20 protein-coding genes are annotated in these 21,787 nt (G+C 69.5%); 6 read left to right on the forward strand and 14 right to left on the reverse strand.

The window, feature by feature from the left end; all coding sequences use genetic code 11:
- Positions 1–129 precede the first annotated feature (129 nt).
- Together AB0I49_RS35540 and AB0I49_RS35545 are read right to left on the reverse strand one after the other, a co-directional pair.
- Positions 130–459 carry a deoxyxylulose-5-phosphate synthase gene (locus AB0I49_RS35540; RefSeq protein WP_363231348.1) on the reverse strand — a complete coding sequence of 110 codons (330 nt, stop codon included), beginning with the start codon at positions 457–459 and terminating at the stop codon, positions 130–132.
- 190 nt (positions 460–649) lie between these two features.
- A complete protein-coding gene (locus AB0I49_RS35545) occupies positions 650–1,177 on the reverse strand; it encodes a DUF6790 family protein (RefSeq protein WP_363231349.1) in 528 nt (175 codons plus the stop codon).
- A gap of 56 nt (positions 1,178–1,233) precedes the next feature.
- Here AB0I49_RS35545 and AB0I49_RS35550 point away from each other — a divergent pair, with 56 nt between their 5' ends.
- Positions 1,234–1,716, forward strand: a complete 483-nt coding sequence (locus AB0I49_RS35550; RefSeq protein ID WP_363231350.1) for a MarR family transcriptional regulator — start codon at positions 1,234–1,236, stop codon at positions 1,714–1,716.
- A gap of 891 nt (positions 1,717–2,607) precedes the next feature.
- On the opposite strand, the gene AB0I49_RS35555 is transcribed toward AB0I49_RS35550, so the two are convergent.
- The 4 genes from AB0I49_RS35555 to AB0I49_RS35570 all read right to left on the reverse strand — a co-directional run bounded on the left by AB0I49_RS35555 (position 2,608) and on the right by AB0I49_RS35570 (position 5,296).
- On the reverse strand, positions 2,608–2,955 hold the full coding sequence (locus AB0I49_RS35555; RefSeq protein ID WP_363231351.1) for a transcriptional regulator: 348 nt from the start codon (positions 2,953–2,955) through the stop codon (positions 2,608–2,610).
- Positions 2,956–3,226: 271 nt separating this feature from the next.
- Positions 3,227–4,108 (reverse strand): GNAT family N-acetyltransferase, encoded by an 882-nt coding sequence (locus AB0I49_RS35560; protein WP_363231352.1) that lies wholly within the window; start codon positions 4,106–4,108, stop codon positions 3,227–3,229.
- A gap of 92 nt (positions 4,109–4,200) precedes the next feature.
- Entirely contained in the window at positions 4,201–4,401 is a 201-nt protein-coding gene (locus AB0I49_RS35565) for a DUF397 domain-containing protein (RefSeq protein ID WP_363231353.1), read from the reverse strand.
- A 10-nt stretch (positions 4,402–4,411) separates the two neighbouring features.
- A complete protein-coding gene (locus AB0I49_RS35570) occupies positions 4,412–5,296 on the reverse strand; it encodes a helix-turn-helix transcriptional regulator (RefSeq protein ID WP_363231354.1) in 885 nt (294 codons plus the stop codon).
- A 131-nt stretch (positions 5,297–5,427) separates the two neighbouring features.
- Here AB0I49_RS35570 and AB0I49_RS35575 point away from each other — a divergent pair, with 131 nt between their 5' ends.
- Positions 5,428–5,865: an ATP-binding protein gene (locus AB0I49_RS35575; protein WP_363231355.1), complete on the forward strand. Its 438-nt coding sequence runs from the start codon at positions 5,428–5,430 to the stop codon at positions 5,863–5,865.
- Here the strand turns inward: AB0I49_RS35575 and AB0I49_RS35580 are convergent.
- The 8 genes from AB0I49_RS35580 to AB0I49_RS35615 form a co-directional block, all read right to left on the reverse strand.
- A complete protein-coding gene (locus AB0I49_RS35580) occupies positions 5,849–6,475 on the reverse strand; it encodes an isochorismatase family protein (RefSeq protein WP_363231356.1) in 627 nt (208 codons plus the stop codon). The genes AB0I49_RS35575 and AB0I49_RS35580 overlap by 17 nt on opposite strands.
- Positions 6,476–6,616: 141 nt before the next feature.
- Complete coding sequence (locus tag AB0I49_RS35585) at positions 6,617–7,768, reverse strand: dipeptide ABC transporter ATP-binding protein (protein WP_363231357.1); 1,152 nt, start codon at positions 7,766–7,768, stop codon at positions 6,617–6,619.
- A complete protein-coding gene (locus AB0I49_RS35590; RefSeq protein ID WP_363231358.1) occupies positions 7,761–8,813 on the reverse strand; it encodes an ABC transporter ATP-binding protein in 1,053 nt (350 codons plus the stop codon). Before AB0I49_RS35590 ends, AB0I49_RS35585 begins: the two co-directional genes overlap by 8 nt.
- Before the next feature lie 11 nt (positions 8,814–8,824).
- The gene (locus AB0I49_RS35595) at positions 8,825–9,805 is read right to left on the reverse strand and encodes an ABC transporter permease (RefSeq protein WP_363231359.1); all 981 of its coding nucleotides are present in this window, start codon (positions 9,803–9,805) and stop codon (positions 8,825–8,827) included.
- Entirely contained in the window at positions 9,798–10,724 is a 927-nt protein-coding gene (locus tag AB0I49_RS35600; RefSeq protein ID WP_363231360.1) for an ABC transporter permease, read from the reverse strand. Before AB0I49_RS35600 ends, AB0I49_RS35595 begins: the two co-directional genes overlap by 8 nt.
- 135 nt (positions 10,725–10,859) lie before the next feature.
- Positions 10,860–12,491, reverse strand: coding sequence for an ABC transporter substrate-binding protein (locus tag AB0I49_RS35605; RefSeq protein ID WP_363231361.1), 1,632 nt, complete (start codon positions 12,489–12,491; stop codon positions 10,860–10,862).
- A gap of 498 nt (positions 12,492–12,989) precedes the next feature.
- Positions 12,990–14,855: a translational GTPase TypA gene (gene typA / locus AB0I49_RS35610; protein WP_363231362.1), complete on the reverse strand. Its 1,866-nt coding sequence runs from the start codon at positions 14,853–14,855 to the stop codon at positions 12,990–12,992.
- Positions 14,856–15,045: 190 nt separating this feature from the next.
- Positions 15,046–17,181, reverse strand: coding sequence for an ABC transporter family substrate-binding protein (locus AB0I49_RS35615; protein WP_363231363.1), 2,136 nt, complete (start codon positions 17,179–17,181; stop codon positions 15,046–15,048).
- Between the two features lie 550 nt (positions 17,182–17,731).
- On the opposite strand from AB0I49_RS35615, the gene AB0I49_RS35620 reads away from it, so the two are divergent.
- The 4 genes from AB0I49_RS35620 to AB0I49_RS35635 all read left to right on the forward strand — a co-directional run bounded on the left by AB0I49_RS35620 (position 17,732) and on the right by AB0I49_RS35635 (position 21,641).
- Positions 17,732–18,016, forward strand: coding sequence for a hypothetical protein (locus AB0I49_RS35620; RefSeq protein ID WP_363231364.1), 285 nt, complete (start codon positions 17,732–17,734; stop codon positions 18,014–18,016).
- Positions 18,017–18,107: 91 nt separating this feature from the next.
- Positions 18,108–18,905: a hypothetical protein gene (locus AB0I49_RS35625; protein WP_363231394.1), complete on the forward strand. Its 798-nt coding sequence runs from the start codon at positions 18,108–18,110 to the stop codon at positions 18,903–18,905.
- A gap of 13 nt (positions 18,906–18,918) precedes the next feature.
- Positions 18,919–20,877 (forward strand): fumarate reductase/succinate dehydrogenase flavoprotein subunit, encoded by a 1,959-nt coding sequence (locus AB0I49_RS35630; protein WP_363231365.1) that lies wholly within the window; start codon positions 18,919–18,921, stop codon positions 20,875–20,877.
- Complete coding sequence (locus AB0I49_RS35635; protein ID WP_363231366.1) at positions 20,874–21,641, forward strand: succinate dehydrogenase/fumarate reductase iron-sulfur subunit; 768 nt, start codon at positions 20,874–20,876, stop codon at positions 21,639–21,641. The genes AB0I49_RS35630 and AB0I49_RS35635 overlap by 4 nt, the downstream gene beginning before the upstream one ends.
- The last annotated feature ends 146 nt before the right edge of the window (positions 21,642–21,787 follow it).

The raw sequence follows: 21,787 nt of genomic DNA on the forward strand, positions 1-21,787 counted from the left end.
CATCGAAACCGCCGACCAGCACGACATCGGCGTCGACGCCAACGGCGTCTACATCGTCCTCAGCACCGGCGGCGTCATCAGCTCCCACGACTGACCACACACAGCGCGAGGTGCCGCGGGCCCGGGGGCCTACGGCACCTCGCGACGTACCAACGCACGCGCGAACGGCTCCCCCGTCGTTCGCGCGTACGCCATTCGCTCCCGCACCTCGCTGAGCGTGCGCGGGCGATACCCCGGACCACCGCAGCAGCTCTTATGAAAGCGGACACCGGCGTTCAGCAGCACCGCCAACGTCCGCCAGCCCGCGGTGTCGCGCCGCCGAGGCGGCGCGAAGGCGGACCCCACATGGATCAACACCCCGGCACAACGCGGGCAGATCCGCTCGTGGTCACCGACGTAGCGCTGCTTGTACGAGGCCCGGCAGGGCAGGCAGACGTAAGAGGTCTTCGAATGGGCCATGCCTCGCACAGTAGGCCCCGTCCGGGCCGGAATCGACTGGTTTCCGGCGGTGCCCACTGCGGGCGGCCGGCCTGCGGGCTTGTCGGACGGCCTTGTCGGACGGCAGCAGTTGAGTCCCGGAAAGAACGGCCGTCGATCGGGACGAGCCGTTCTTTCCGGGACTCAACTGCGGGTGGGTGAGCCACCCTGATCAGGCGGCCAAGCGGGCGGCGTGGCTGCGGCCGGAGCGGTTCCGGCGGATGTCCAGGACGGCCAGGAAGATCATGACGGCGGGGATGAGAATGTCGTTGGCCAGGATGCCGCCCGTGTTCCCGGCGGCGTGGTCGCCGTGGGCGAACCACTGGTAGACGTGGCCGATCACGGCTCCCCACAGGAACGCGGCGGCCGCGATCCCGCTCGTGAGGCGCTCACGGGACGACGCGGACGCGCCACGGAAGCCCAGCAGGGCGAGGCCGAGGTTGGCGAAAGCGATCTCGAACTGGAACGGCGAGTGGGCGAAGCCGATGGCGTCGGCCATGGCGTCCGGCACCGCCAGGAACGAGATCGTGATCCACAGGCTTCCGATGCCGAGGGCGCCGATGGCCCACCAGCGCTGCCAGATCTCCAACGCCGGCCGGCCGTTACTGCGGCGGCGGCAGCTCAGCAGCGCCCCGAGGGCGGGCACCAGCATGAAGAGCATCGGAAACGTGGTCTGAACGGCGTAAGGGAGGTTGTCCATGGATTGAGTGTTGCATGGTTAATATTAACAATGCAAGTGTCCGGTAGGGTGGACGCATGGACGAAGGACTGGCAGAGCTCCTGCACCGCGTGGTCATGCTGATGGGCGAGGCAGCCCGGCGCCGCTCCGGCCCGAACCAGCGCCTCTCCCCCAGCCAACTGCGGCTGCTGGGCACCCTTGAGGAGATCCAACCCGCCACCCAGCACCAGCTCGCCGAGGCCCTGACCCTGTCCGACCCCGCCATCAGCCGCGCCCTGCGCCCGCTGGAGGCGGAGGGGTACGTGACGATCAACGTCGACCCCGCCCACCGGCGCCGACGCCTCGTCGCCCTCACCCCGAAGGGCCAGGACACCTTCCTGACCGAGGGCAAACCCCTGGAGGAAGAACTCCGCGCCGCCCTCCTGAACGCCGACTTTCCCTACGACCGCTACCTCGCGGACACCCTCCGCCTCGCCGCACTCCTGACACCCGACGAGCCACGACGCACAGCCACATCAGCCACACCCCGGAAACCGGACAGCGCCCTGGAGTCGGATTGAGCAAGACCGCCAATCGCGGGTCGCGCCACAGCGCCGGGCCAGCTGCTGCCGGGTGCTGCCGCGTGGGGCGGTATTGGGGGTGGGTGGGGTGCGGGTTTCGTCTCGGGCCCTGCGGGCCCAGAGCGCCAGCAGCGGCATGGGAGGGGGCGGGGCGGGGGTCGGTTTGCTGCCTGCGGCCCGGCTCACGGCCGGGGTTAGAACGGGCTCCGCTGCGCTCCGCCGCTGGCTGCTGCCGCGAAGTGGTCATGGTGCGGACTTCGGGTGCGGGCGCGTCTCGGGCCTGCGGCCCACGGCAACCGAAGCGGGAGCGGGCTGGGGACTGCGCGGTTCACTGGCTACGGGCGGCCGGGGCCCCGCTGCCCTGCGCCTGAGGGCGCTACGTGTCCGGGGGGCGGTTTCCGCCCGTAGAAGAGGGACCCAAGGGTGGGGAAACCCCGCCCTGACGGCGAGTGCGCCCGGTATGTCCGATGCGCCAGGTCCACCGTTCAACAGGGTGCAGTTACCGCCCGATTAGGTGCCCGAAAAGGAACTTTTGTCGGGCGGCAATCGCACCCTACCTACCAGCAGCCAGCGGCGGAGCGCAGCGGAGCCTCCTACAGGGTCCCCACCGCCCCACCCTCCACTCCAGACGCTGTGGACCCGCAGGGTCCGAGACGAAAGCTGCGCCAGAGCAACCGGCAGCAACCCCATCGCGGCAGCAGCCAGCGGCGGAGCGCAGCGGAGCCCGTTCTAACCCTGGCCACGACCCACCCGGTAGCCAGTGAACGGACCCCCGCCCCGCCCCCTCCCCTGCCGCTGCTGGCGCTCTGGGCCCGCAGGGCCCGAGACGAAACCCGCACCCCACCCACCCCGAATACCGCCCCAGCAGCAGCGCCAGCAGAGCTGCCGGCGTCAGCTCACGCGGCCCCCGTTGTTCAGGCTGGCTTCTCGGGCTGCGGCGACGATGTTCTGGAGGGCCGTGACGTGACGCGACAGGGCGTGTTGGCCGCTGGAGGTCAGGGAGAGCCAGGTTCGGGGGCGTTTGCCGACGTAGCCTTTGCGGATTTCGGCGTATCCGGCGGTTTCCAGGGTCGCCGCGGCCTTGCTCAGAACCGAGTCGGACACCCGGCAGTGGTCGCGGACCAACCCGAACTCCACCTCGGCGCAGCCGGAGAGGAACACCGCGATCGCCAGTCTGGTGGTGTTGTGGAACGCCTCGTCGAGGGCGGGGCTCGGCGACTGGGGCGGGTCAGCATTCATGCCAGTGCTCGCAGTCCTTGCGCATTCCGCCGCGTGATGCCGACGTCGCGGTTCGCGGGCCGGGCTCGTTCCCGAACGGGTTCCGCAGCAGCCGGAGTTACCTGGTCCGAGCCCCCGCCGCCGCTGTGCTGTTGCATCGCGCGCTCCCCGTTCTCCCGGCGGCATCCTGGCCGGCCGATGTCGGCCACCGTGCCACGCGTTTCCGCAACGGAAAGTCAACCACGGCGGCGGCCGAACCGGGCAATGCTCGTGAACAGCGCCGAAATAAGAGCTACTCGGCGGGCTCGGCGATCAGCGCCGTACCGATGCGGCGAAAGCCGAGCCGCGAATAGATCCGGGCGACGGCGTCGTCGCCCGCCGACAGGAACACCGTCTCGACGCCACTCGATCCGGCATCGGCCACCAACGCCTCCGTGACCTTCAGCCCCAGGCCGCGGCGGCGCGCCGACGGCAGTGTCCCCACGCCGACGATCTCGCTGACCTTCCCGACCGGTTGGTGCTGACCGGCGCACAGCGCCGTTCCGTCGACCGACGCCGCGGCGACGCGGGTCAGTCCGGCCCGGATACGGTTCGCTATACGTTCCACCGAACCGTCATCGGCCTGGCTCCGCACCAGCTCCTCCAACTCGGCCACGCCGGCCGCCCCCACGGCCGTACCAGGGTCCGCGAAGGCCAGGTGGGGAACAGCGAGAGCGCTCGGCAGAACCGGGTCGTCCGGCTCCACGATCCGTATGCGCACCCCATCGGCGCCTTCGGGTACGACGGGGGCCGACGTGGCGTCCAGTTCGAGCACCATCAGAGGGTGCTCATGCACCACCAGCCCAGTCTGTTCGGCCGCGGCCCTTAGCTCCGGCGTGGTTTCGGCGACCCACTCGAAGCTCTCCGACACACCAAGTTCACGCTGTCGCGCCCGTACGCCGTTTACGCCTTCGGCGCTCACCGGCCCTGAGTGCCCCAGAGTCGGGCGCGCGTAGTAGGGCCAGCCCTGCCCCTCCCGTACGAACAGCGCCAGCGCCCCGAAGTCCTCGGCGCGCGCGCCGAAACGAGGTACGGCGTCGTAATACCGCTCAAGCCGGCCCAGCGTTTCGCGCCGACCACCCCTGCCCGCCTCCGCCTCCGCGTCCGCAAACACGCCCATCACCACTCTCGCCATGCGTCTGCGAGCGAACATACTCGCGCCCACTGACAACGGCTGGGGGGCGCCGGCCCATCCAATGCCGGGTACCGCGGGTACCCGGCGCCCACTCAGCCAGCAGCTCGGGCCACAGCGCCGGTTTTGACAGCCCGTAGCAGCGCGCGGAACGCGGCGGGGGTGGTGGCGAGCGCTCGCCCGGGATCGTCGCTCTCGCGGAGGTGGGCTATGCCGGTCGGGCCAGTGGCAACCTCGACGCACGTGTCGGAGCCCGGCTCGCTGAAACTGGACTTCTGCCAATTGAGCTGAGACATGTACGCCTTCCTAGAGCAGGGGATACAGGAGCCGCTGAATCAGCCCCAGCGAATCTTTCGCGACGTGCGCCTCCGGCAGGACTGCCGCGTCCAGCGAGGGCAACGCCACTTGCCGCAGCGTAGCGAACCAGTCGGTGTACCTGGCAATAGCCTCGGAATCGCCCAGGTACAGGGACTTCTCAACGTGCGCCACGATGACGGTGCTGAGTTCCGGCACCATCGGCTCGACCGTCGTGAAGGACGTGCCGAAGGCCACCGGGCCGTCGAATGGCAAGACTTGGATGGTCACATTAGGCAGCCTGGACGCCTCTACCAGCCGCAGGAGTTGGCCGCGCATAACCCCTCGGTCTCCTATCGAGGCGTGAAGCGCGGCTTCATGGATGACTGCGTGAAGGCGCGGTGCCCCCTCACCCTGCAGAACACTCTGCCGTCGCACACGGAACTCGACGTCCAAGTCCTGCTCGTGGTGCGAGGCCCGGGCATAGCCCCCTCTGGAGGTGGCCGTTGCGTACTCGATCGTCTGGAGGAGGCCCGGCACAAACATCGGCTCGTAATTGAAGATCACCGTGGCTCTCGATTCGAGCTCAGCGACATCCATGAGGGATGGGCGCAGCCTCTCACGATATTGGCTCCACCAGCCCTTGCCCGAGCTCTGCCCCAGTTCCGCCAAGGCATCAACCAACGCCGCATTTGTATGGCCCGCAGCTCGTGCGAGCTTACGCAACCTCTCCTCCGAGAGGCTCGTACGCCCCGTCTCAACGTTGCTGATATGCGACTGATGCATGCCCATCACGGCGGCGCTCTCGCCAACACTCAGGCCCGCACGTTCGCGCAGTTTTCGAACCTCCGCGCCAAAGCGCCGCTGGCGATACGTGGGGTTGGCTCTCAGGCCCACGGGTCCCTCCCTCGGTCCACGGAGCAGTATTGCGCAACTCCCACTTTCGGGGATCGAGTTGTGGATTCACAACCTACACAGCTACCTTGAGTGTGGCTTCAGTCACAGACTGCACTCAACTGGAGGCTGCCATGCGCACGCCCAATGAGCCCCTCAAGCCCCCCGAGCCCCCCAACCCCCACGAGCCCTGGTCCTACGGCCTGTTCATCCCGCATGACCCTCGTGCCGTCGGCATCGTGAGGGCGACCATCCGAGCCATCCTCAAAGCCGCACGACTCCACTGCGTCGTGGATACCGCCGAGTTGCTGGTGTCGGAGCTGGCGACCAACGCGTACCGGTACAGCAAGACCGACGCCTACGTCAGCGTCGACTGGATCCCGGATGACCTCCACGTAGCCGTCTGGGACACCGGCACCGGCCTCCCGCAGCGGCACGCGCCCGCCGGGGAGGACGAGCATGGGCGCGGGCTGGGGCTCGTACAGTCGTGTGCGGACGCCTGGGGCGTGCAGAGCCACGAGGGCGACCCCGCCTCGCCCGGTAAAGCGGTGTGGTTCATTCTCCGGACATAGACGTAGACGTAGACGTAGGCGACGTGAACGGCCCGGTGAAAGGAACCGATGCCGCCCTCGCCACGATCTCGATCTCGTCGCCGAGCGCCCACTCCGCCACCCGCGAAGCCGTCGCCGCGGGGACGGCGTCGCTGCCGGGGCCCGCCGGGATGTCGTACGTGGCGTGCGCGTCGTGGGGAAGCACCACGCGGTAGTCGCGTTCCAGGGCGGCTCGCGCCGTGGCCAGGACGCACATCTCCGACATGACGCCGCAGACGACGAGCGACCGCACCCCTTCTTCCACCAGGAGGTCACCCAGGCGCGTTCCCTCGAAGCCGTCGTCCTCCTCCTTGCGGATCACCGTCTCCCGTCGGTCGGTCTCCACCGGAAGATGCAGTTCCCAGCCGGGCGTTCCCGGCTCGTCGGCCGTCCCCGGCGCCCCGTCGTTCTGGAGGTGGACGATCAGCGCGCCGGCCTCGCGGGCCCTGGCGAGCAGGCTCTTGAGCTGTACGAGCAGTTCCGCGGCCGCCGGCACCGCCTCCTCGCCCGACATGAACGCCGCCTGGGCGTCCACCACTATCAGCGCCTCCACCGGGGCCATCGCGTCTGCGCCGGCTGCGTTCTCCGTCATGCCCTCACCCTAAGCGGTGGCCCTACGGGCAGCCTCCCGGTATCGCGCCGCACAGACGCGTGTGGGGCTCCCCGGACCGTAGATCCGAGAAACCCCACACGCGTTGAGCGGCCTATGAGACGACCAATGCGATCTGACGCGTTACGCCGCGCCCACCACGTCCTTCTCCTCCGCGAAGTGGCACGCGGATTCGTGCGCGGCCAACGTGTCCGTCGTCGCGAAGCGCTCCGGAATCGCCAGCAGCGGCTCCTCCTCGGCGCACCGCGCCTCCGCCTTCCAGCAGCGGGTGCGGAAGCGGCAGCCGGAGGGCGGGTTGGCCGGGGACGGGACGTCGCCGGTCAGGATGATGCGCTCGCGGCCCTCGCGGGCGTCCGGGTCCGGCACGGGCACGGCGGAGAGCAGCGCCTGCGTGTAGGGGTGCGTCGGGTGCTCGTAGATCTCCTGGTCGCTGCCGATCTCGGCCATCTTGCCGAGGTACATCACGCCGACCCGGTCGGAGATGTGCCGGACGATGGACAGGTCGTGCGCGATGAAGAGGTAGGAGAGGTCGAACTCTTCCTGGAGCTTCCCCATCAGGTTGATGACCTGCGCCTGGACGGACACGTCCAGCGCCGAGACGGGCTCGTCGCAGATGATGATCTCCGGGTTGAGGGCGAGGCCGCGGGCGATGCCGATGCGCTGGCGCTGGCCGCCGGAGAACTGGTGCGGGTACCGGTTGATGTACTCGGGGTTGAGCCCGACCACGTCCAGCAGGTCCTGCACCTTCTTGCGGCGGCTGCCCTTGGGCGCGACCTCCGGGTGGATCTCGTACGGCTCCCCGATGATGTCGCCGACCGTCATCCGCGGGTTGAGCGAGGTGTACGGGTCCTGGAACACCATCTGGATATTGCGCCGTACAGCGTGCAGCGCGCGGCCGGACAACTTGGTGATGTCCTGGCCCTTGTAGAAGACCTCGCCGGCGGTGGCCGTCTCCAGGGTCATCAGGAGCTTGGCGACTGTGGACTTGCCGCAGCCGGACTCGCCGACGATGCCCAGGGTCTCGCCCCGGTAGAGGTCGAAGGAGATCCCGTCGACGGCCTTGACCGCGCCGACCTGCCGCCGGAAGAGGATGCCCTGGGTCAGCGGGAAGTGCTTGACCAGGTTCCGCACCTGGAGGATCGGCTCGCCGCGCTCGCCCCGCTTGTCGAGGGCGGCCTCCACCTCGGTGGTGGTGCTCGCGTCGCTCTCGACCACGTCGGAGACGCTCGGTGTCGAGTCGTCCACGGCCCCGTCGTTCTTCTTCGTCTCAGCCATGGATCGTCTCCTTCCAGAAGTGGCACGCGCTGCCGCGGCCGGCCAGTTCGGCGCCGTCCCGCTCCGTCACCTGGTGCAGTACGGGCACGTCGGTGCGGCAGACGTCCTGCGCCATGGTGCAGCGCGGGTTGAAGGCGCAGCCGGTCGGGATGTGCTGCAGGTTGGGCGGCAGCCCCTTGATCGCGAACAGCTCCTGGCCCTTCTGGTCCAGGCGCGGGATCGAGTCGAGCAGGCCGCGGGTGTACGGGTGCGCGGGCCGCTTGTACAGCTCGTGCACCGGCGCGGTCTCCACGATCCGGCCCGCGTACATCACCGCGATCTTGTCGGCGACGTCCGCGACCACGCCCAGGTCGTGGGTGATCAGGATCAGGCCCATGTTGTACTCGCGCTGGAGCTCCGCGAGCAGGTCCATGATCTGCGCCTGCACGGTCACGTCGAGGGCCGTGGTCGGCTCGTCCGCGATGATCAGGTCCGGTTCGAGCGCCAGCGCCATCGCGATCATGATGCGCTGACGCATACCGCCGGAGAACTGGTGCGGGTAGTCGTTCACGCGCGCCTTGGCGGCGGGGATGCGCACCCGGTCCATCAGCTCGATGGACTTGGCCTTGGCGTCCTTGCGGGACATGCCCTGGTGGACGCGGAACATCTCGCCGAGCTGGTAGCCGACGCTGAGCACCGGGTTGAGCGCGGAGAGCGCGTCCTGGAAGATCATCGCCAGCTTGCGGCCGCGGATCTTGCGCCGCTCCTCGTCGGACATGCGGAGCATGTCCTGGCCGCGGAAGAAGATCTCGCCCTGCGGGATCTTGCCGGGCGGCATGTCGAGGATGCCCATGATCGCCTGCGCGGTCACCGACTTGCCGGAGCCCGACTCGCCGAGGACGGCGAGCGTCTCACCGGCGGAGACGGAGTAGTTGACGCCGTTGATCGCCTTGACGACGCCGTCCCGCGTGTGGAACTCCACGTGCAGGTCACGGACTTCGAGCAGGGCGCCGCCGTCGGCGGTGGCGGGCTCGGGGACGTTCGCGGGTGTTTCGATGGTGGTCACGTACGCCTCCCTCAGCGCAGCTTGGGGTCGAGGGCGTCGCGGACCGCGTCGCCGAGCATGATGAACGCCAGCACGGTCACGGTCAGGAAGCCCGCCGGGAAGAGGAGTACGTGCAGGGAGTTGCGGATCTGCGAGGAGGCCATGGAGATGTCCGCGCCCCACGAGATGCCGTTCTGGATGCCGATGCCCATGTACGACAGCGTCGCCTCGGCCGAGATGTACATGCCGAGCGCGATGGTGGCGACGACGATGACGGGCGCGATGGCGTTCGGCAGCACGTGCCGGAAGATGATGCGGCCGCTGCCGGCGCCGAGCGCCCGCGCCGCCTGCACGTAGTCCGCCTGCTTGACCGTGATCACCGAGCCGCGCATCACGCGCGCGACCTGCGTCCAGCCCAGCACGCCGAGCGCCAGCGCCACGGTCCACGCCGTACGGCCGGCGAACGCCTGGAGCAGGACCAGCGAGCCGAGCAGGATCGGGATGCCGAAGAAGATGTCGGTCAGCCGCGAGAGCAGGGCGTCGACCCAGCCGCCGAAGTAGCCGGCGATGATGCCGATCAGGCCGCCGAAGATCGTCACGAAGAGCGTGGCGAACACGCCGACGGTCATCGAGGCGCGGGCGCCGTAGATCACGCGGGCGTAGATGCTGCGGCCCTGGCCGTCGTAGCCGAACCAGTCGGCCTCGAAGAAGTGGCCGAGCTTCGGCTTCTGCATGAAGTGGGCGAGGTCGCCCGGCTTGGGGTTCGTGCTGGTGAACAGGGACGGCGCGATCGCGATGACGATCAGCAGCACGATGATGATGCCGGAGACGATGAAGACGGGCCGCCGCCGCAGGTCCTGCCAGGCGTTCGCCCACAGGCTCTTGGCCTGGTCCTTCTTGGGCTCCGGCAGCTGCGGGCCGCCGCTCTTCAGGCGCGCTGCCTCGTCCGCCTTGGCGTAGTTCCCGGACGAGTTCCCGAGGCTGGGGCTCGTGATGCCACTGGTGTCAGACATAGCGAATCCTCGGGTCCAGAACGGCGTAGAGCAGGTCGACCAGCAGGCTGGCGACGAGGTAGACGACGACCAGGAACGTGACGAGGCCGACCACGAGCGGGCCGTCGGCTTGGAGGACTGCCCTGTAGAGCGTATTGCCGATGCCCTGGACGTTGAAGATGCCTTCCGTCACGATGGCGCCGCCCATGAGCGCGCCCAAGTCGGTGCCGAGGAAGGTGACCACGGGGATGAGCGAGTTGCGCATGAGGTGGATACCGACCACGCGGCGCTTGGGCATGCCCTTGGCGATGGCGGTGCGGATGTAGTCCGCGCGGATGTTCTCCGCGATGCTCGTCCGGGTCAGTCTCGATACGTACGCGAGGGACACCGACGCGAGCACGATGCCGGGCAGCAGCAGCTGACTCAGGTCGTTCGAGTCGTTGACCGTCGGGTCGACCAGGTGCAGTTCGTTGCCGAGGACCGACTGGGCGACATAGCCGAGCACGAAGACCGGAATGGCGATCACCACGAGGGTGACGACGAGGACCAGCTGGTCGATGAGCTTGCCGCGCTTGAGGCCGGCGAGCATGCCGAGGCCGATGCCGACCACGATCTCGATGGCGAACGCCACGAGCGCGAGCCGGATGGTGACGGGGATGGCGTCCGTCAGGATGTCCGTCACGTCACGCTGGCTGAAGCTCATGCCGAGGTCGCCCTGGACCAGGTTGGTCAGGTACGTCCAGTACTGCTCCAGCAGTGACTTGTCCAAGCCGAACTGGTGCTTGAGCTGGGCGACGGTGGCGGGGTCCGCGGCCTTGTCGCCGAACAGCGCCTTCACGGGGTCGCCGGGCAGCGCGTACACCATCAAGAAGATGATCAAAGTGGTGCCGATGAACACCGGGATCATCTGGAGCAGGCGTCGAAGGATATAACGCCCCATCGTTCCTCCAATGCGATCGGCGCGGCTGCCGCCGACCCCCCTGTCTGTCCTTCAGGAGAGTCGACGGCAGCCGCGCGATCTGTCTGACCGCTAACGGCGGCGTTCGCGCATCGCCGCGCGGTTGGCCGGTCGGACTTACTTCTTGAGAACCTCGACCTGCGTCCAGACCGGCTGGCCGATCCAGTCGTAGGTCACGTTCTTGACATGCGTCGAGTAACCGGCGTTGGACTTGTAGTACCAGAGCGGGATCTGCGGCATGTCCTTCTCGAGGATCTTCTCGGCGTCGCCGTACAGCTTCGCCGACTCCTCGGGCGTCGCGGCCTTGTCGGCCTTCTCCACCGCGGCGTCGAACTCCTTGCTGCTGTAGCCGGAGTCGTTGGAGGCCGCTCCGGTGCGGAAGACGTCCGAGAGGAAGCTCGCGATGTGCGGGTAGTCCGCCTGCCAGCCGGTGCGGTACATGTCGCCGGCCTTGAGCTTCTTGTCCGTGATCAGGTCACGGGCGGTCTTGAAGTCCGGCTTCGGGTTGCCCTCGCAGGCGATGCCCGTGGCCTGGGTGATGGAGTTGCACACCGCGTCGACCCAGCCCTGGTGGCCGCCGTCGCTGTTGTACAGCACGGAGATCTTGTTGCCGGGGACGCCGCCGCCGTCCTTGATGTACTGCTTGGCCTTGGCGGGGTCGAACTTGAAGATCTCGCTGTCGTTCTTCTGGTAGCCGACGGTGCCGGGCGCGACGAAGCCGGTCGCGGGCTCGCGGGAGCCCTGGAGGACCTTCTCGCCGATGCTCTTGCGGTCGATGGCCATCGACAGACCCTGGCGGACCTTGGCCTTGTCGACGCCCTTCCAGGCGTCGTCGTACATCGCGAAGCCGATGTTGACGGTGCCGGCTATCGGCTGGTCGACCGCGCGGTCACCGAGGTCCTGCTTGTACTTGCTGAGGTCGGTCGGGTCGACCTGGTCCAGCGTGTCAAGGTTGCCGGACAGGATGTCCTGATAGGCGGCCTCGGACTTCGGGTAGATCTTGAAGACGACGCCGCCGTTCTTGGCCTTGTCGTCGCCCTTGTAGTTCTCGTACCGCTTCATCGTGACCTTGACGTTGTGGTCCCAGCTCACGAACTGGTACGGGCCGTTGCCGACCGGCTTCTGGCCGAAGCCCTTCGGGTCCTTGAAGAACGCCTTGGGGAGCGGGGAGAGCGCCACGTAGCCCAGCTTGTACTGGAAGTACGAGATCGGCCGCGTCAGCTCGATGGTGAAGGTCTTGTCGTCCTTCACCTGCAGACCCGACATCTTGTCGGACTTCGGGTCGCCGCTGGCCGGGTGGACCTCGTCGTAGCCCTTGATGTCCTCGAACCAGGAGCTGTTGATCTGGGCGTTCTTGGTGTTCGCGCCCCAGTTCCAGGCGTCGACGAACGAGCTCGCGGTGACCGGCTCGCCGTTGTGGAACGTCCAGCCGGGCTTCAGCGTGACAGTGAAGTGCTGGGAGTCCTTGGTCTCGATCTTGTCGGCGACCGCCATCTTCAGCTTGCCGGTCTTCGGGTCGAACTCGGTGAGACCCCGGAAGAGGTTGTCCAGCATGCGGCCGCCGCCGACCTCGTTGGCGTTGGCGGGCTGCAACGGGCGCTGCGGTTCGTTGCTCTGGTAGCTGAAGACGCCGTTCGGGTCCACCGCGCCACCGGCGTTGCTGTCCTTGCTGCTGCCGCCGCAAGCCGTCGCGGTCAGCGCCACGGCTATCGCACCTGCGACCCAGGCTGCGCTCTTTGCACCGCGCATGGGTTTGCCTCCTCAGGAGTCCACTGTCGTTATGAAACGGGCTCCCAAAGCAATGGCTGACACCCCTGACAGCCGCGCTACGAGAGCCCCGAGTGTGCTCGTGAGTCGGCGCTCCCCACAGCGCGTGACCCATTGACCCGAGCTCAATGGAGCCAACTATTAAGTACGGGCGGCCCGTAAACCACACTTAAAGGGTCTCGCTTTGGTCACATCAGTTACGCGCGAAGACCCGATATCCGGACAAACGCATCACAGACAGACAACCGCGAAACGGACTGTTAGCACTCCATTCGGACAGTGATCGCCGATATCCGAACAGGCGTCCTCCATAATTCCCTTGCGCGACGAACTCATGATCGGACATCACATCGGTCCCACGCCGACGGCCCGGCACCCCGCGCGATGCGGAATGCCGGGCCGTCGGTACGTACCGGCGCGGACCGGCTGCGAAGCGTCAGCGGTCGGCGCGGGAGACGTCGGCGCTCGGGGCGGGAGACGTCAGCGCTTGGCGCGCGAAGCGGCGCGGCCGCGCTCCTTCTGGTCGAGGACGACCTTGCGGATACGGACCGTCTCCGGGGTCACCTCGATGCACTCGTCCTCGCGGCAGAACTCCAGGGACTGCTCCAGGGAGAGCTTGCGCGGCGGCACCACGTTCTCGGTGGTGTCCGCGGACGCGGCGCGCATGTTGGTGAGCTTCTTCTCCTTGGTGATGTTCACGTCCATGTCGTCGGAGCGCGAGTTCTCACCGATGATCATGCCCTCGTAGACCTCGGTGGTCGGCTCGACGAAGATCACGCCGCGCTCCTGGAGGTTGATCATCGCGAACGGCGTCACGACGCCCGCGCGGTCCGCCACCAGCGAGCCGTTGTTACGGGTCCGCAGGTCGCCGAACCACGGCTCGTGGCCCTCGAAGATGGAGTGCGCGATGCCGGTGCCGCGGGTGTCCGTGAGGAACTCCGTGCGGAAGCCGATCAGACCGCGGGCGGGGACGACGAACTCCATACGGACCCAGCCGGAGCCGTGGTTCGTCATGGTCTCCATGCGGCCCTTGCGGGTGGCCATCAGCTGCGTGATCGCGCCGAGGTATTCCTCGGGGCAGTCGATGGTCATGCGCTCGGTCGGCTCGTGGACCTTGCCGTTGATCTCGCGGGTGACCACCTGCGGCTTGCCGACGGTCAGCTCGAAGCCCTCCCGGCGCATCGTCTCGACGAGGATGGCCAGCGCCAGCTCGCCGCGGCCCTGCACCTCCCAGGCGTCGGGGCGCTCGGTGTCCAGGACCTTCAGCGACACATTGCCGATGAGCTCCTTGTCGAGGCGGTCCTTGACCATGCGGGCGGTGACCTTGTGGCCCTTGCCGCCCTTGCCGACCAGCGGCGAGGTGTTGGTGCCGATGGTCATGGAGATCGCGGGCTCGTCCACCGTGATGAGCGGCAGCGCGATGGGGTTCTCGGGGTCGGCCAGCGTCTCGCCGATCATGATGTCCGGGATGCCCGCGACGGCGCAGATGTCGCCCGGCCCGGCCACCTCGGCCGGCTTGCGGGTGAGCGCTTCGGTCATCAGCAGCTCGGTGATCTTGACGTTCTGGATCGAGCCGTCCCGCTTCATCCACGCGACCTGCTGGCCCTTGCGCAGCTCGCCCTGCTCGACGCGGCAGAGCGCGATGCGGCCGAGGAAGTTGTCGGCGTCCAGGTTGGTGACGTGGGCCTGGAGCGGCGCGCCCTCGTCGTACTCCGGGGCCGGAGCGGTGCCGAGGATGGTGGAGAAGAACGGCTCCAGGGAGTCGCTGTCCGCCGGGACCGTGCCGTTCTCCGGCTTGGTCAGCGAGGCGATGCCGTCGCGCGCGCAGGCGTAGACGATCGGGAACTCGATCTGGTCCTCGTCCGCGTCCAGGTCCAGGAAGAGGTCGTACGTCTCGTTGACGACCTCGTCGATCCGGGAGTCCGGGCGGTCCGTCTTGTTGATGCACAGGATGACCGGCAGCTTGGCGTCCAGCGCCTTGCGCAGCACGAAGCGGGTCTGCGGCAGCGGGCCCTCGGAGGCGTCCACCAGCAGCACGACCGCGTCCACCATGGACAGGCCGCGCTCGACCTCGCCGCCGAAGTCGGCGTGGCCGGGGGTGTCGATGATGTTGATCGTGATGACATCGCCGCCGCCCTTGGGGTGGTACTTCACGGCGGTGTTCTTCGCGAGAATGGTGATGCCCTTCTCGCGCTCAAGGTCGTTCGAGTCCATCATGCGTTCGTCGAGGTGCTGATGGGCCGCGAAGGCGCCGGCCTGCTTCAGCATGGCGTCGACGAGGGTCGTCTTGCCGTGGTCGACGTGGGCGACGATGGCTACGTTACGAATGTCGTGGCGCGTGGGCATACTTGCGGCGCTTCTCCCGGAATCGTGGGTGGCTCCGCGTACGGTCCGGTACGCGTGCCTGCCGGGCAGATCACGCCACGGCCTCACCCCATGGTACGTGGCTGTGGCGACTCCGGCCGCCCCAGCCCGTACGTACCGCGTCTGACCTGCGGTGATTCCGCTCAGCGCGACCCTTGGCGCGCCTCGCCGCTCACTTCCGGAAGCCGATGTCCTGGTACCGGGGGGTGGTGAAGCCGAAGGCCCCGGCGTTGGCGATCTCCGACTTCGCGGCGATCAGTTCGGGGCGCTGGTAGAGCGGGATCGAGCCGGCCGCCGCCCAGATACGGGCGTCCGCGCGCTCGACGAGATCGCGCGAGGCCCCGGCGTCCAGCTCGGCCGCCGCCTGGTCGAAGAGCTGGTCGATCTGGTCGGTGCCGACCCTGGTGTAGTTCTGCTCCACGAGCAGCGAGCCGTCCGGGGCCGGCTGCGGCTTGGCGAAGATGGGGCGGGCGTCGGTCGCCGGGTAGGCGGTGGCGGGCCAGGAGTACAGCGCCAGGTCGTAGCCGCCCGAGGCGACGTGGTCCTTGAAGTAACTGTCGTCGGCGACCTTGGTGATCTCCGTGCGCACCCCGATCGCGTCCAGGCTGCGGGCGATGCGGTCGCCGACGGCGCGCAGCGGCTCGGCGGCGGCGCCGCGCGGCAGGACGAAGCGGAGGGTGAGCTTCTGGCCGTTCTTCATGCGGACCGGGGGCACGACGGCCTTGGGGTTCCGGGGGTGCTGGGGGTCCTTGGCGTTCTGGTGGCCCTCGGGCCCCGAGCGGCCGTGCGGCTGTTCCTTCCCGCCGCCCGACCCGTCGGCCTTGGTGTCCGTGCCGGTCTTGGTGTCCGTGCCGGTCCCCGCGTCCGCCCTGGCGTCCCCGCCCGCCTCCTTCTGCGGGATCGGGCCGCCGTGCGACTGCCAGCCCGCGTCGGCGAGCAGCGCCTGCGCCGCCTGCGCGTCCTCCCCGCCGATCGCGTCGCTGTGGTCCTCGTACCCCTGCTGACCTGCCATCAGCAGGTGGCTGCCGAGCGGCTTCGCGGGCAGCCCCAGCGGGCCGAGGACCGCCGTGGCGAGCCCCTTGCGGTCGATCGCGCGGGCGACGGCCCGCCGGACCCGCTCATCGGCGAGCGGTCCGGAGGCCCCGTTGAGCGCCAGCTGGGTGTAGGCGGGCTCCAGGGACTTACGGACGGTGTACGCGCGCAGCGCCGTCGCGCGGGCCGCGGTCCGGGCGTCCGCCGCGCGCCGCGCCCGCGCTTCGGCGGCGGCCTTCTCGCGCCCCTCGGGCGTGCCGTGCGCCTCGGCCCAGGCCCGCATCGCGGCGGCCGCCGCGCGCCCGCCCGTACCGTCGGCGGGCGATCCGGCGGCGCCCTTGCGGCTCCGGTCGGCCGGCTTGTGGGCGGCGTCGATATGCCCGGCGGTGGCCGGGTCGACGGCCGCGAGGTCGATCGTGTCCGCGGTCAGGGCGGCGGCGCGGCGCTCGCGGGGCACGGCCCGCAGCACGAGCTTGTCGAGCTTGGCGCGGTCGCCCCACCACTTCGGGTTGCGGGCGAGGGTGAGGGTGCCCGCGCCGGTGTCGCGGCCCGCGACCTCGAAGGGCCCGGCCACGGTCTTGAGGTCCTTGCGGGCGCTGTCGTTGAAGGCGTCCGGGGAGCCCATCACGCTCCGCGGGTAGAGCGGTGTGAAGAGCCCGGCCCAGTCGGCGTACGGGCGCGCGAAGGTGACCTTGACCTCGTGCGGCTTCGCGCCCGGCTCGATCTTCTCGATCCGGTCATAGCCGGCGTTGCGGGCCGTCCAGTAGCCGTGGTCCTTGCCGCTCAGCGCCTTCCACTGGGCCGCGAAGTCGGCGGTGCCGAGGGCGCGGCCGTCGCTCCAGACGGCCTTCGGGTTGAGTTTGTAGACGACGATCTGCTTGGGCTCGCGCTCGACGGTCTCGGCGCTTCGCAGATAGTCGGGGTTGCGCCGGGGCCTGCCGCGCTGGTCGAGGGTGAAGAGGGCGGGCAGCACGGCCCCGGCGACGCGCTCGGTCCCGGCGTCGGCGTCGGCCTGGAAGGCGTTGAGGGTGCCGGGCAGCTCGTCCACGGCCCAGCGCACCGTGCCCCGGTCGGCGACGTCGGCGCGGGCGGTGCGCGCCACGTCCACCGGGGCCGGGGGCGCGGCGGCGGCGTCCCCGCCCGAGCCGCAGCCGGCCAGCGCGGGCAGCGGGAGCAGCGCGCCGGCCGTCAGCAGTGCGGCGCGGCGCCGCCTGCCGGCCCGGCGGGCGGGTCCGGTGCGGGGTGCGGTGCCTCTCGGGACGCCGTCGTGGGACATGGCTGGTACCTCCGGGGCTCGCCCGCCCGGCCTCCTGCGACGCGGCCGGGTTGGTTCGTTCACTGGCTGGCTGCTGCGGCGCGGGGTCCGGGGCCCGGCTGGGCCCGGAGCCCCGGACGTATGCGGCACATTCGGCTTAATGTGCCGCTGATCACATGTACTGCCAGCCACTGAAGGCGACGGTCCGGGCGAAGGCGCGCCGACACGGCGGGGCGGGGCGGCAAGCCACCCGGCTGGACGAACAGGGCGGGCGCGCACAGGGGTGCGGCGGGGGGACGGACGGGGGCGCGGAGGGGCGCGGTCGAGAGGCGCGCGGTGGGGCGCGCGAGGCGCTGTCGGTTCGCGACGGCGCGCCGGGCCGGCCGTCCGGCGGCCGCGCGGGCGGTGCCACCAGGGCACGGACCGGTCGGGCGGCGCCGCGCGCGGCGTCCCGAATGCGCCGGTGCGAAGCCGCGATCGGGACCGCTCTCTTCCCCTTGAGGGGTGTGACGCGCAACACTCGCAGTCGCATGAGCGTCGCCACCCGCCAGCGCGGAGGTGTGAGCAAGTCATGTCCCTGAACGATGAGTTGACGGCTGTACAACGCTGCCTCGACGATCTCGTACGGTCCGTGGTCCGGCTGGAACAGCGGGTCGGCAGCCGCGACCTGGAGATACGGCGGGTACGCACCGACGCCGACCATCTGCGCGAGAGCGTCGCCCTGCTGCGCGAGAGCGCCCCGCCGGAGCGGCCGCGGCCCGTGATGGTGCCGATCCCCGACGCGCCGTACGACAGCTCGCTGTGGGCGGACGCCGAGGACGAGGGCCTGGGGTCACGCGACCGCAGGGCTCCGTAGCGGGCAGCGAGCGCGTACGCCGACTTCCACCCCACTCCTTCCGGAGTTCCCTTTGACCACTGGTACCGACCCCGAAGCCACGCCCGGCGATATGACCGCGCGCGGCGTCCACCACGCGTCGCGCGCCGCCATCCCGGCCCGCCATCTGCGTACCGACCGCTGGTGGCTGGCGCCCGCCGTCACCGCGGCCGGGCTGCTCGTCTTCGTCGTCTACTCGACCTGGCGGGCCTTCGCCGGTGACGACTACTACGCGGCGCCCTACGTCTCCCCGTTCTACTCGCCCTGCGTCGCGGAGAACTGCGTGCCCATGAAGGGCGGCGCGGACTGGGAGATCTTCGGCGCGTGGTGGGGCCTGTCCCCCGCCCTGCTGATCCTGATCTTCCCGCTGGGCTTCCGGCTGACCTGCTACTACTACCGCAAGGCGTACTACCGCAGCTTCTGGGCGTCGCCGCCCGCCTGCGCGGTGGCCGAGCCGCACCGGAAGTACGGCGGCGAGACCCGGTTCCCGCTGATCCTCCAGAACGTCCACCGCTACTTCTTCTACTTCGCGGTGATCGTCGCGCTGATCCTGACCTATGACACCGCGCTCGGCTTCCGCGACGAGCGGGGCGAGTGGGGCCATATGGGCCTGGGCACCCTCGTGCTGCTCGCCAACATCGTCCTGATCTGGGCGTACACGCTCTCCTGCCACTCGTGCCGGCACATCGTCGGCGGCCGGCTCAAGCACTTCTCCAGGCATCCGGTGCGCTACCGCCTCTGGAGCTGGACCGGGAAGCTGAATAGCCGTCACATGCTGCTGGCCTGGGCGTCGTTGGTGAGCGTGATGGCGGCCGACCTCTATGTGTACCTGGTGGCGAGCGGCGCATTCGACGATCCGAGGTTCTTCTGATGGGGCGCATCTGATGACGCACGAGGAGCGGCAGAGCTGGGACGTGGTAGTGGTCGGCGCGGGCGGCGCCGGGCTGCGGGCCGCGATCGAGGCGCGCGAGCAGGGCATGCGGACCGCGGTGATCTGCAAGTCCCTGTTCGGCAAGGCCCATACGGTGATGGCCGAGGGCGGCATCGCCGCCAGCATGGGCAACGTCAACGAGGGCGACAACTGGCAGGTGCACTTCCGCGACACGATGCGCGGCGGGAAGTTCCTCAACCAGTGGCGGATGGCGGAGCTGCACGCGCGCGAGGCGCCCGACCGGGTGTGGGAGCTGGAGACCTGGGGCGCGCTCTTCGACCGTACGGCCGACGGGCGGATATCGCAGCGCAACTTCGGCGGCCACGAGTACCCGCGCCTCGCGCACGTCGGCGACCGTACGGGCCTGGAGCTGATCCGCACCCTCCAGCAGAAGATCGTCAGCCTGCAGCAGGAGGACTTCCGCGAATTCGGCGACTACGAGGCGCGGCTGAAGGTCTTCCAGGAGTGCACGGTCACCCGCGTGCTCAAGGAGGGCGAGCGGGTCGCGGGCGTCTTCGGGTACGAGCGCGAGTCGGGCCGCTTCTTCACCATCGAGTCCCCGGCGGTGGTGCTGGCCACCGGCGGCATCGGCAAGTCCTTCAAGGTGACGTCCAACTCCTGGGAGTACACAGGCGACGGGCACGCGCTGGCGCTGCTCGCGGGGGCGCCGCTCATCAACATGGAGTTCGTGCAGTTCCACCCGACAGGCATGATCTGGCCGCCGTCCGTGAAGGGCATCCTCGTCACCGAGTCGGTGCGCGGCGACGGCGGGGTGCTGCGCAACAGCGAGGGAGAGCGGTTCATGTTCGGGTACGTCCCGGACGTGTTCAAGGAGAAGTACGCGCAGTCGGAGGAGGAAGGGGACCGCTGGTACGAGGACCCCGACCACAACCGCCGCCCGCCCGAGCTGCTCCCGCGCGACGAGGTGGCCCGCGCTATCAACTCCGAGGTCAAGGCGGGCCGCGGCACCCCGCACGGCGGGGTCTTCCTGGACGTCTCCACGCGCATGCCGGCCGAGGTCATCAAGCGCCGGCTGCCGTCCATGCACCACCAGTTCAAGGAGCTGGCGGACGTCGACATCACCGCCGAGGCGATGGAGGTCGGCCCCACCTGCCACTACGTGATGGGCGGCGTGGACGTCGACCCCGACACCGCCGCCGCGGCCGGGGTGCCCGGCCTCTTCGCGGCCGGCGAGGTCGCGGGCGGCATGCACGGCTCCAACCGGCTCGGCGGCAACTCCCTCTCCGACCTGCTGGTCTTCGGCCGCCGCGCCGGGCTGTACGCGGCGCAGTACGCGGCCTCGCTGACCGCCGGCGAGCGGCCCGTGCTCACCGGGGCGGACGTCGACGCGGCGGCGGCCGAGGCGCTGCGCCCGTTCAGCGCGGAGGACGTCCCGGGCCCCCGCGCGGGGGGCCCGGCCGAGAACCCGTACACCCTGCACCAGGAGCTCCAGCAGGCCATGAACGACCTGGTGGGCATCATCCGCAAGGCCCCGGAGATGCGGGAGGCGCTGCACCGGCTCGCCGATCTGCGGGGGCGGGCGCGGCGCACGGGCGTCGAGGGGCACCGGCAGTTCAATCCGGGCTGGCACCTGTCGATCGACCTGCGGAACATGCTGCTGGTCAGCGAGTGCGTGGCGCGCGCGGCGCTGGAGCGCACGGAGAGCCGGGGCGGGCACACCCGCGACGACTATCCGGAGATGGACCGGCGGTGGCGGCGGGCCAATCTGGTGTGCCGGTTCGCCGCCGGCCAGGAGGGCGCGGAGGCGGCCGGGCTGGCGGCAGCGGACCCGGCGGTCGGCCAGATCGCCCTGGAGCGGCGCGAGTCGCCGCCCATCCGGCCCGATCTGCTCGCCCTCTTCGAGCGGGACGAACTGGCGAAGTACCTGACGGACGAGGAGCTGACGCCGTGAGCTATCAGGCCCACTTCAAGGTGTGGCGGGGTGATGCGGTCGGCGGGGGCCTGGCGGACTTCGAGGTCCCCGTCAACGAGGGCGAGGTGGTCCTCGACATCATCCACCGCCTCCAGGCCACCCAGGCGCCGGACCTGGCCGTCCGGTGGAACTGCAAGGCGGGCAAGTGCGGCTCGTGCAGCGCCGAGATCAACGGCCGGCCGCGGCTGCTGTGCATGACGCGGATGTCGGTGTTCACCCAGGACGAGACGGTGACCGTGACGCCGCTGCGGGCCTTCCCGGTCGTACGGGACCTGGTGACGGACGTGTCCTTCAACTACGCGAAGGCGCGCGAGGTCCCGGCGTTCGTGCCGCCCGCGGATCTGAAGGCGGGCGAGTACCGGATGCGCCAGGAGGACGTGGGGCGCTCGCAGGAGTTCCGCAAGTGCATCGAGTGCTTCCTGTGCCAGGACACCTGCCACGTGGTGCGTGACCACGAGGAGAACAAGGCCGCCTTCGCGGGCCCCCGCTTCCTGATGCGCGTCGCCGAGCTGGACATGCATCCGCTGGACGCGGCGGACGAGATGGGCGTCGACCGCAAGCGGAGCGCGCAGGAGGAGCACGGCCTGGGGTACTGCAACATCACGAAGTGCTGCACGGAGGTCTGTCCGGAGCACATAAAGATCACCGACAACGCGCTGATTCCGCTGAAGGAGCGGGCGGCGGACCGCAAGTACGACCCGCTGGTGTGGCTGGGAAACAAGATCCGGCGCCGGGCGGAGTGAGCGGGGCCCGGCCCGGGCCGCCGGCCCGGCCGCGCCGCGGAGCCGTACAGGGGCCGCGGAGCCGTACACCGCATGATGCGGTGCGGGCTTCCGCGGGGGCTGCGGTGCGGGCTTCCGCACCGGCTGCCCGGATCCGGCGGGCACTC

The sequence above is a fragment of the Streptomyces sp. NPDC050617 genome (genome assembly GCF_040654795.1).
Taxonomy (GTDB): Bacteria; Actinomycetota; Actinomycetes; order Streptomycetales; family Streptomycetaceae; genus Streptomyces.

Excerpts from the sequence above, each read along its gene's own strand:
- AB0I49_RS35615 (WP_363231363.1), bottom strand. The coding sequence starts at position 17,181 with ATGTCCCACGACGGCGTCCCGAGAGGCACCGCACCCCGCACCGGACCC.
- AB0I49_RS35605 (WP_363231361.1), bottom strand. The coding sequence starts at position 12,491 with ATGCGCGGTGCAAAGAGCGCAGCCTGGGTCGCAGGTGCGATAGCCGTG.
- AB0I49_RS35560 (WP_363231352.1), bottom strand. The coding sequence starts at position 4,108 with ATGGCGAGAGTGGTGATGGGCGTGTTTGCGGACGCGGAGGCGGAGGCG.
- AB0I49_RS35540 (WP_363231348.1), bottom strand. The coding sequence starts at position 459 with ATGGCCCATTCGAAGACCTCTTACGTCTGCCTGCCCTGCCGGGCCTCG.
- AB0I49_RS35545 (WP_363231349.1), bottom strand. The coding sequence starts at position 1,177 with ATGGACAACCTCCCTTACGCCGTTCAGACCACGTTTCCGATGCTCTTC.
- AB0I49_RS35565 (WP_363231353.1), bottom strand. The coding sequence starts at position 4,401 with ATGTCTCAGCTCAATTGGCAGAAGTCCAGTTTCAGCGAGCCGGGCTCC.
- AB0I49_RS35630 (WP_363231365.1), top strand. The coding sequence starts at position 18,919 with ATGACGCACGAGGAGCGGCAGAGCTGGGACGTGGTAGTGGTCGGCGCG.
- AB0I49_RS35595 (WP_363231359.1), bottom strand. The coding sequence starts at position 9,805 with ATGTCTGACACCAGTGGCATCACGAGCCCCAGCCTCGGGAACTCGTCC.
- AB0I49_RS35620 (WP_363231364.1), top strand. The coding sequence starts at position 17,732 with ATGTCCCTGAACGATGAGTTGACGGCTGTACAACGCTGCCTCGACGAT.
- AB0I49_RS35555 (WP_363231351.1), bottom strand. The coding sequence starts at position 2,955 with ATGAATGCTGACCCGCCCCAGTCGCCGAGCCCCGCCCTCGACGAGGCG.
- typA (WP_363231362.1), bottom strand. The coding sequence starts at position 14,855 with ATGCCCACGCGCCACGACATTCGTAACGTAGCCATCGTCGCCCACGTC.
- AB0I49_RS35625 (WP_363231394.1), top strand. The coding sequence starts at position 18,108 with ATGACCGCGCGCGGCGTCCACCACGCGTCGCGCGCCGCCATCCCGGCC.
- AB0I49_RS35550 (WP_363231350.1), top strand. The coding sequence starts at position 1,234 with ATGGACGAAGGACTGGCAGAGCTCCTGCACCGCGTGGTCATGCTGATG.
- AB0I49_RS35580 (WP_363231356.1), bottom strand. The coding sequence starts at position 6,475 with ATGACGGAGAACGCAGCCGGCGCAGACGCGATGGCCCCGGTGGAGGCG.
- AB0I49_RS35600 (WP_363231360.1), bottom strand. The coding sequence starts at position 10,724 with ATGGGGCGTTATATCCTTCGACGCCTGCTCCAGATGATCCCGGTGTTC.
- AB0I49_RS35585 (WP_363231357.1), bottom strand. The coding sequence starts at position 7,768 with ATGGCTGAGACGAAGAAGAACGACGGGGCCGTGGACGACTCGACACCG.
- AB0I49_RS35575 (WP_363231355.1), top strand. The coding sequence starts at position 5,428 with ATGCGCACGCCCAATGAGCCCCTCAAGCCCCCCGAGCCCCCCAACCCC.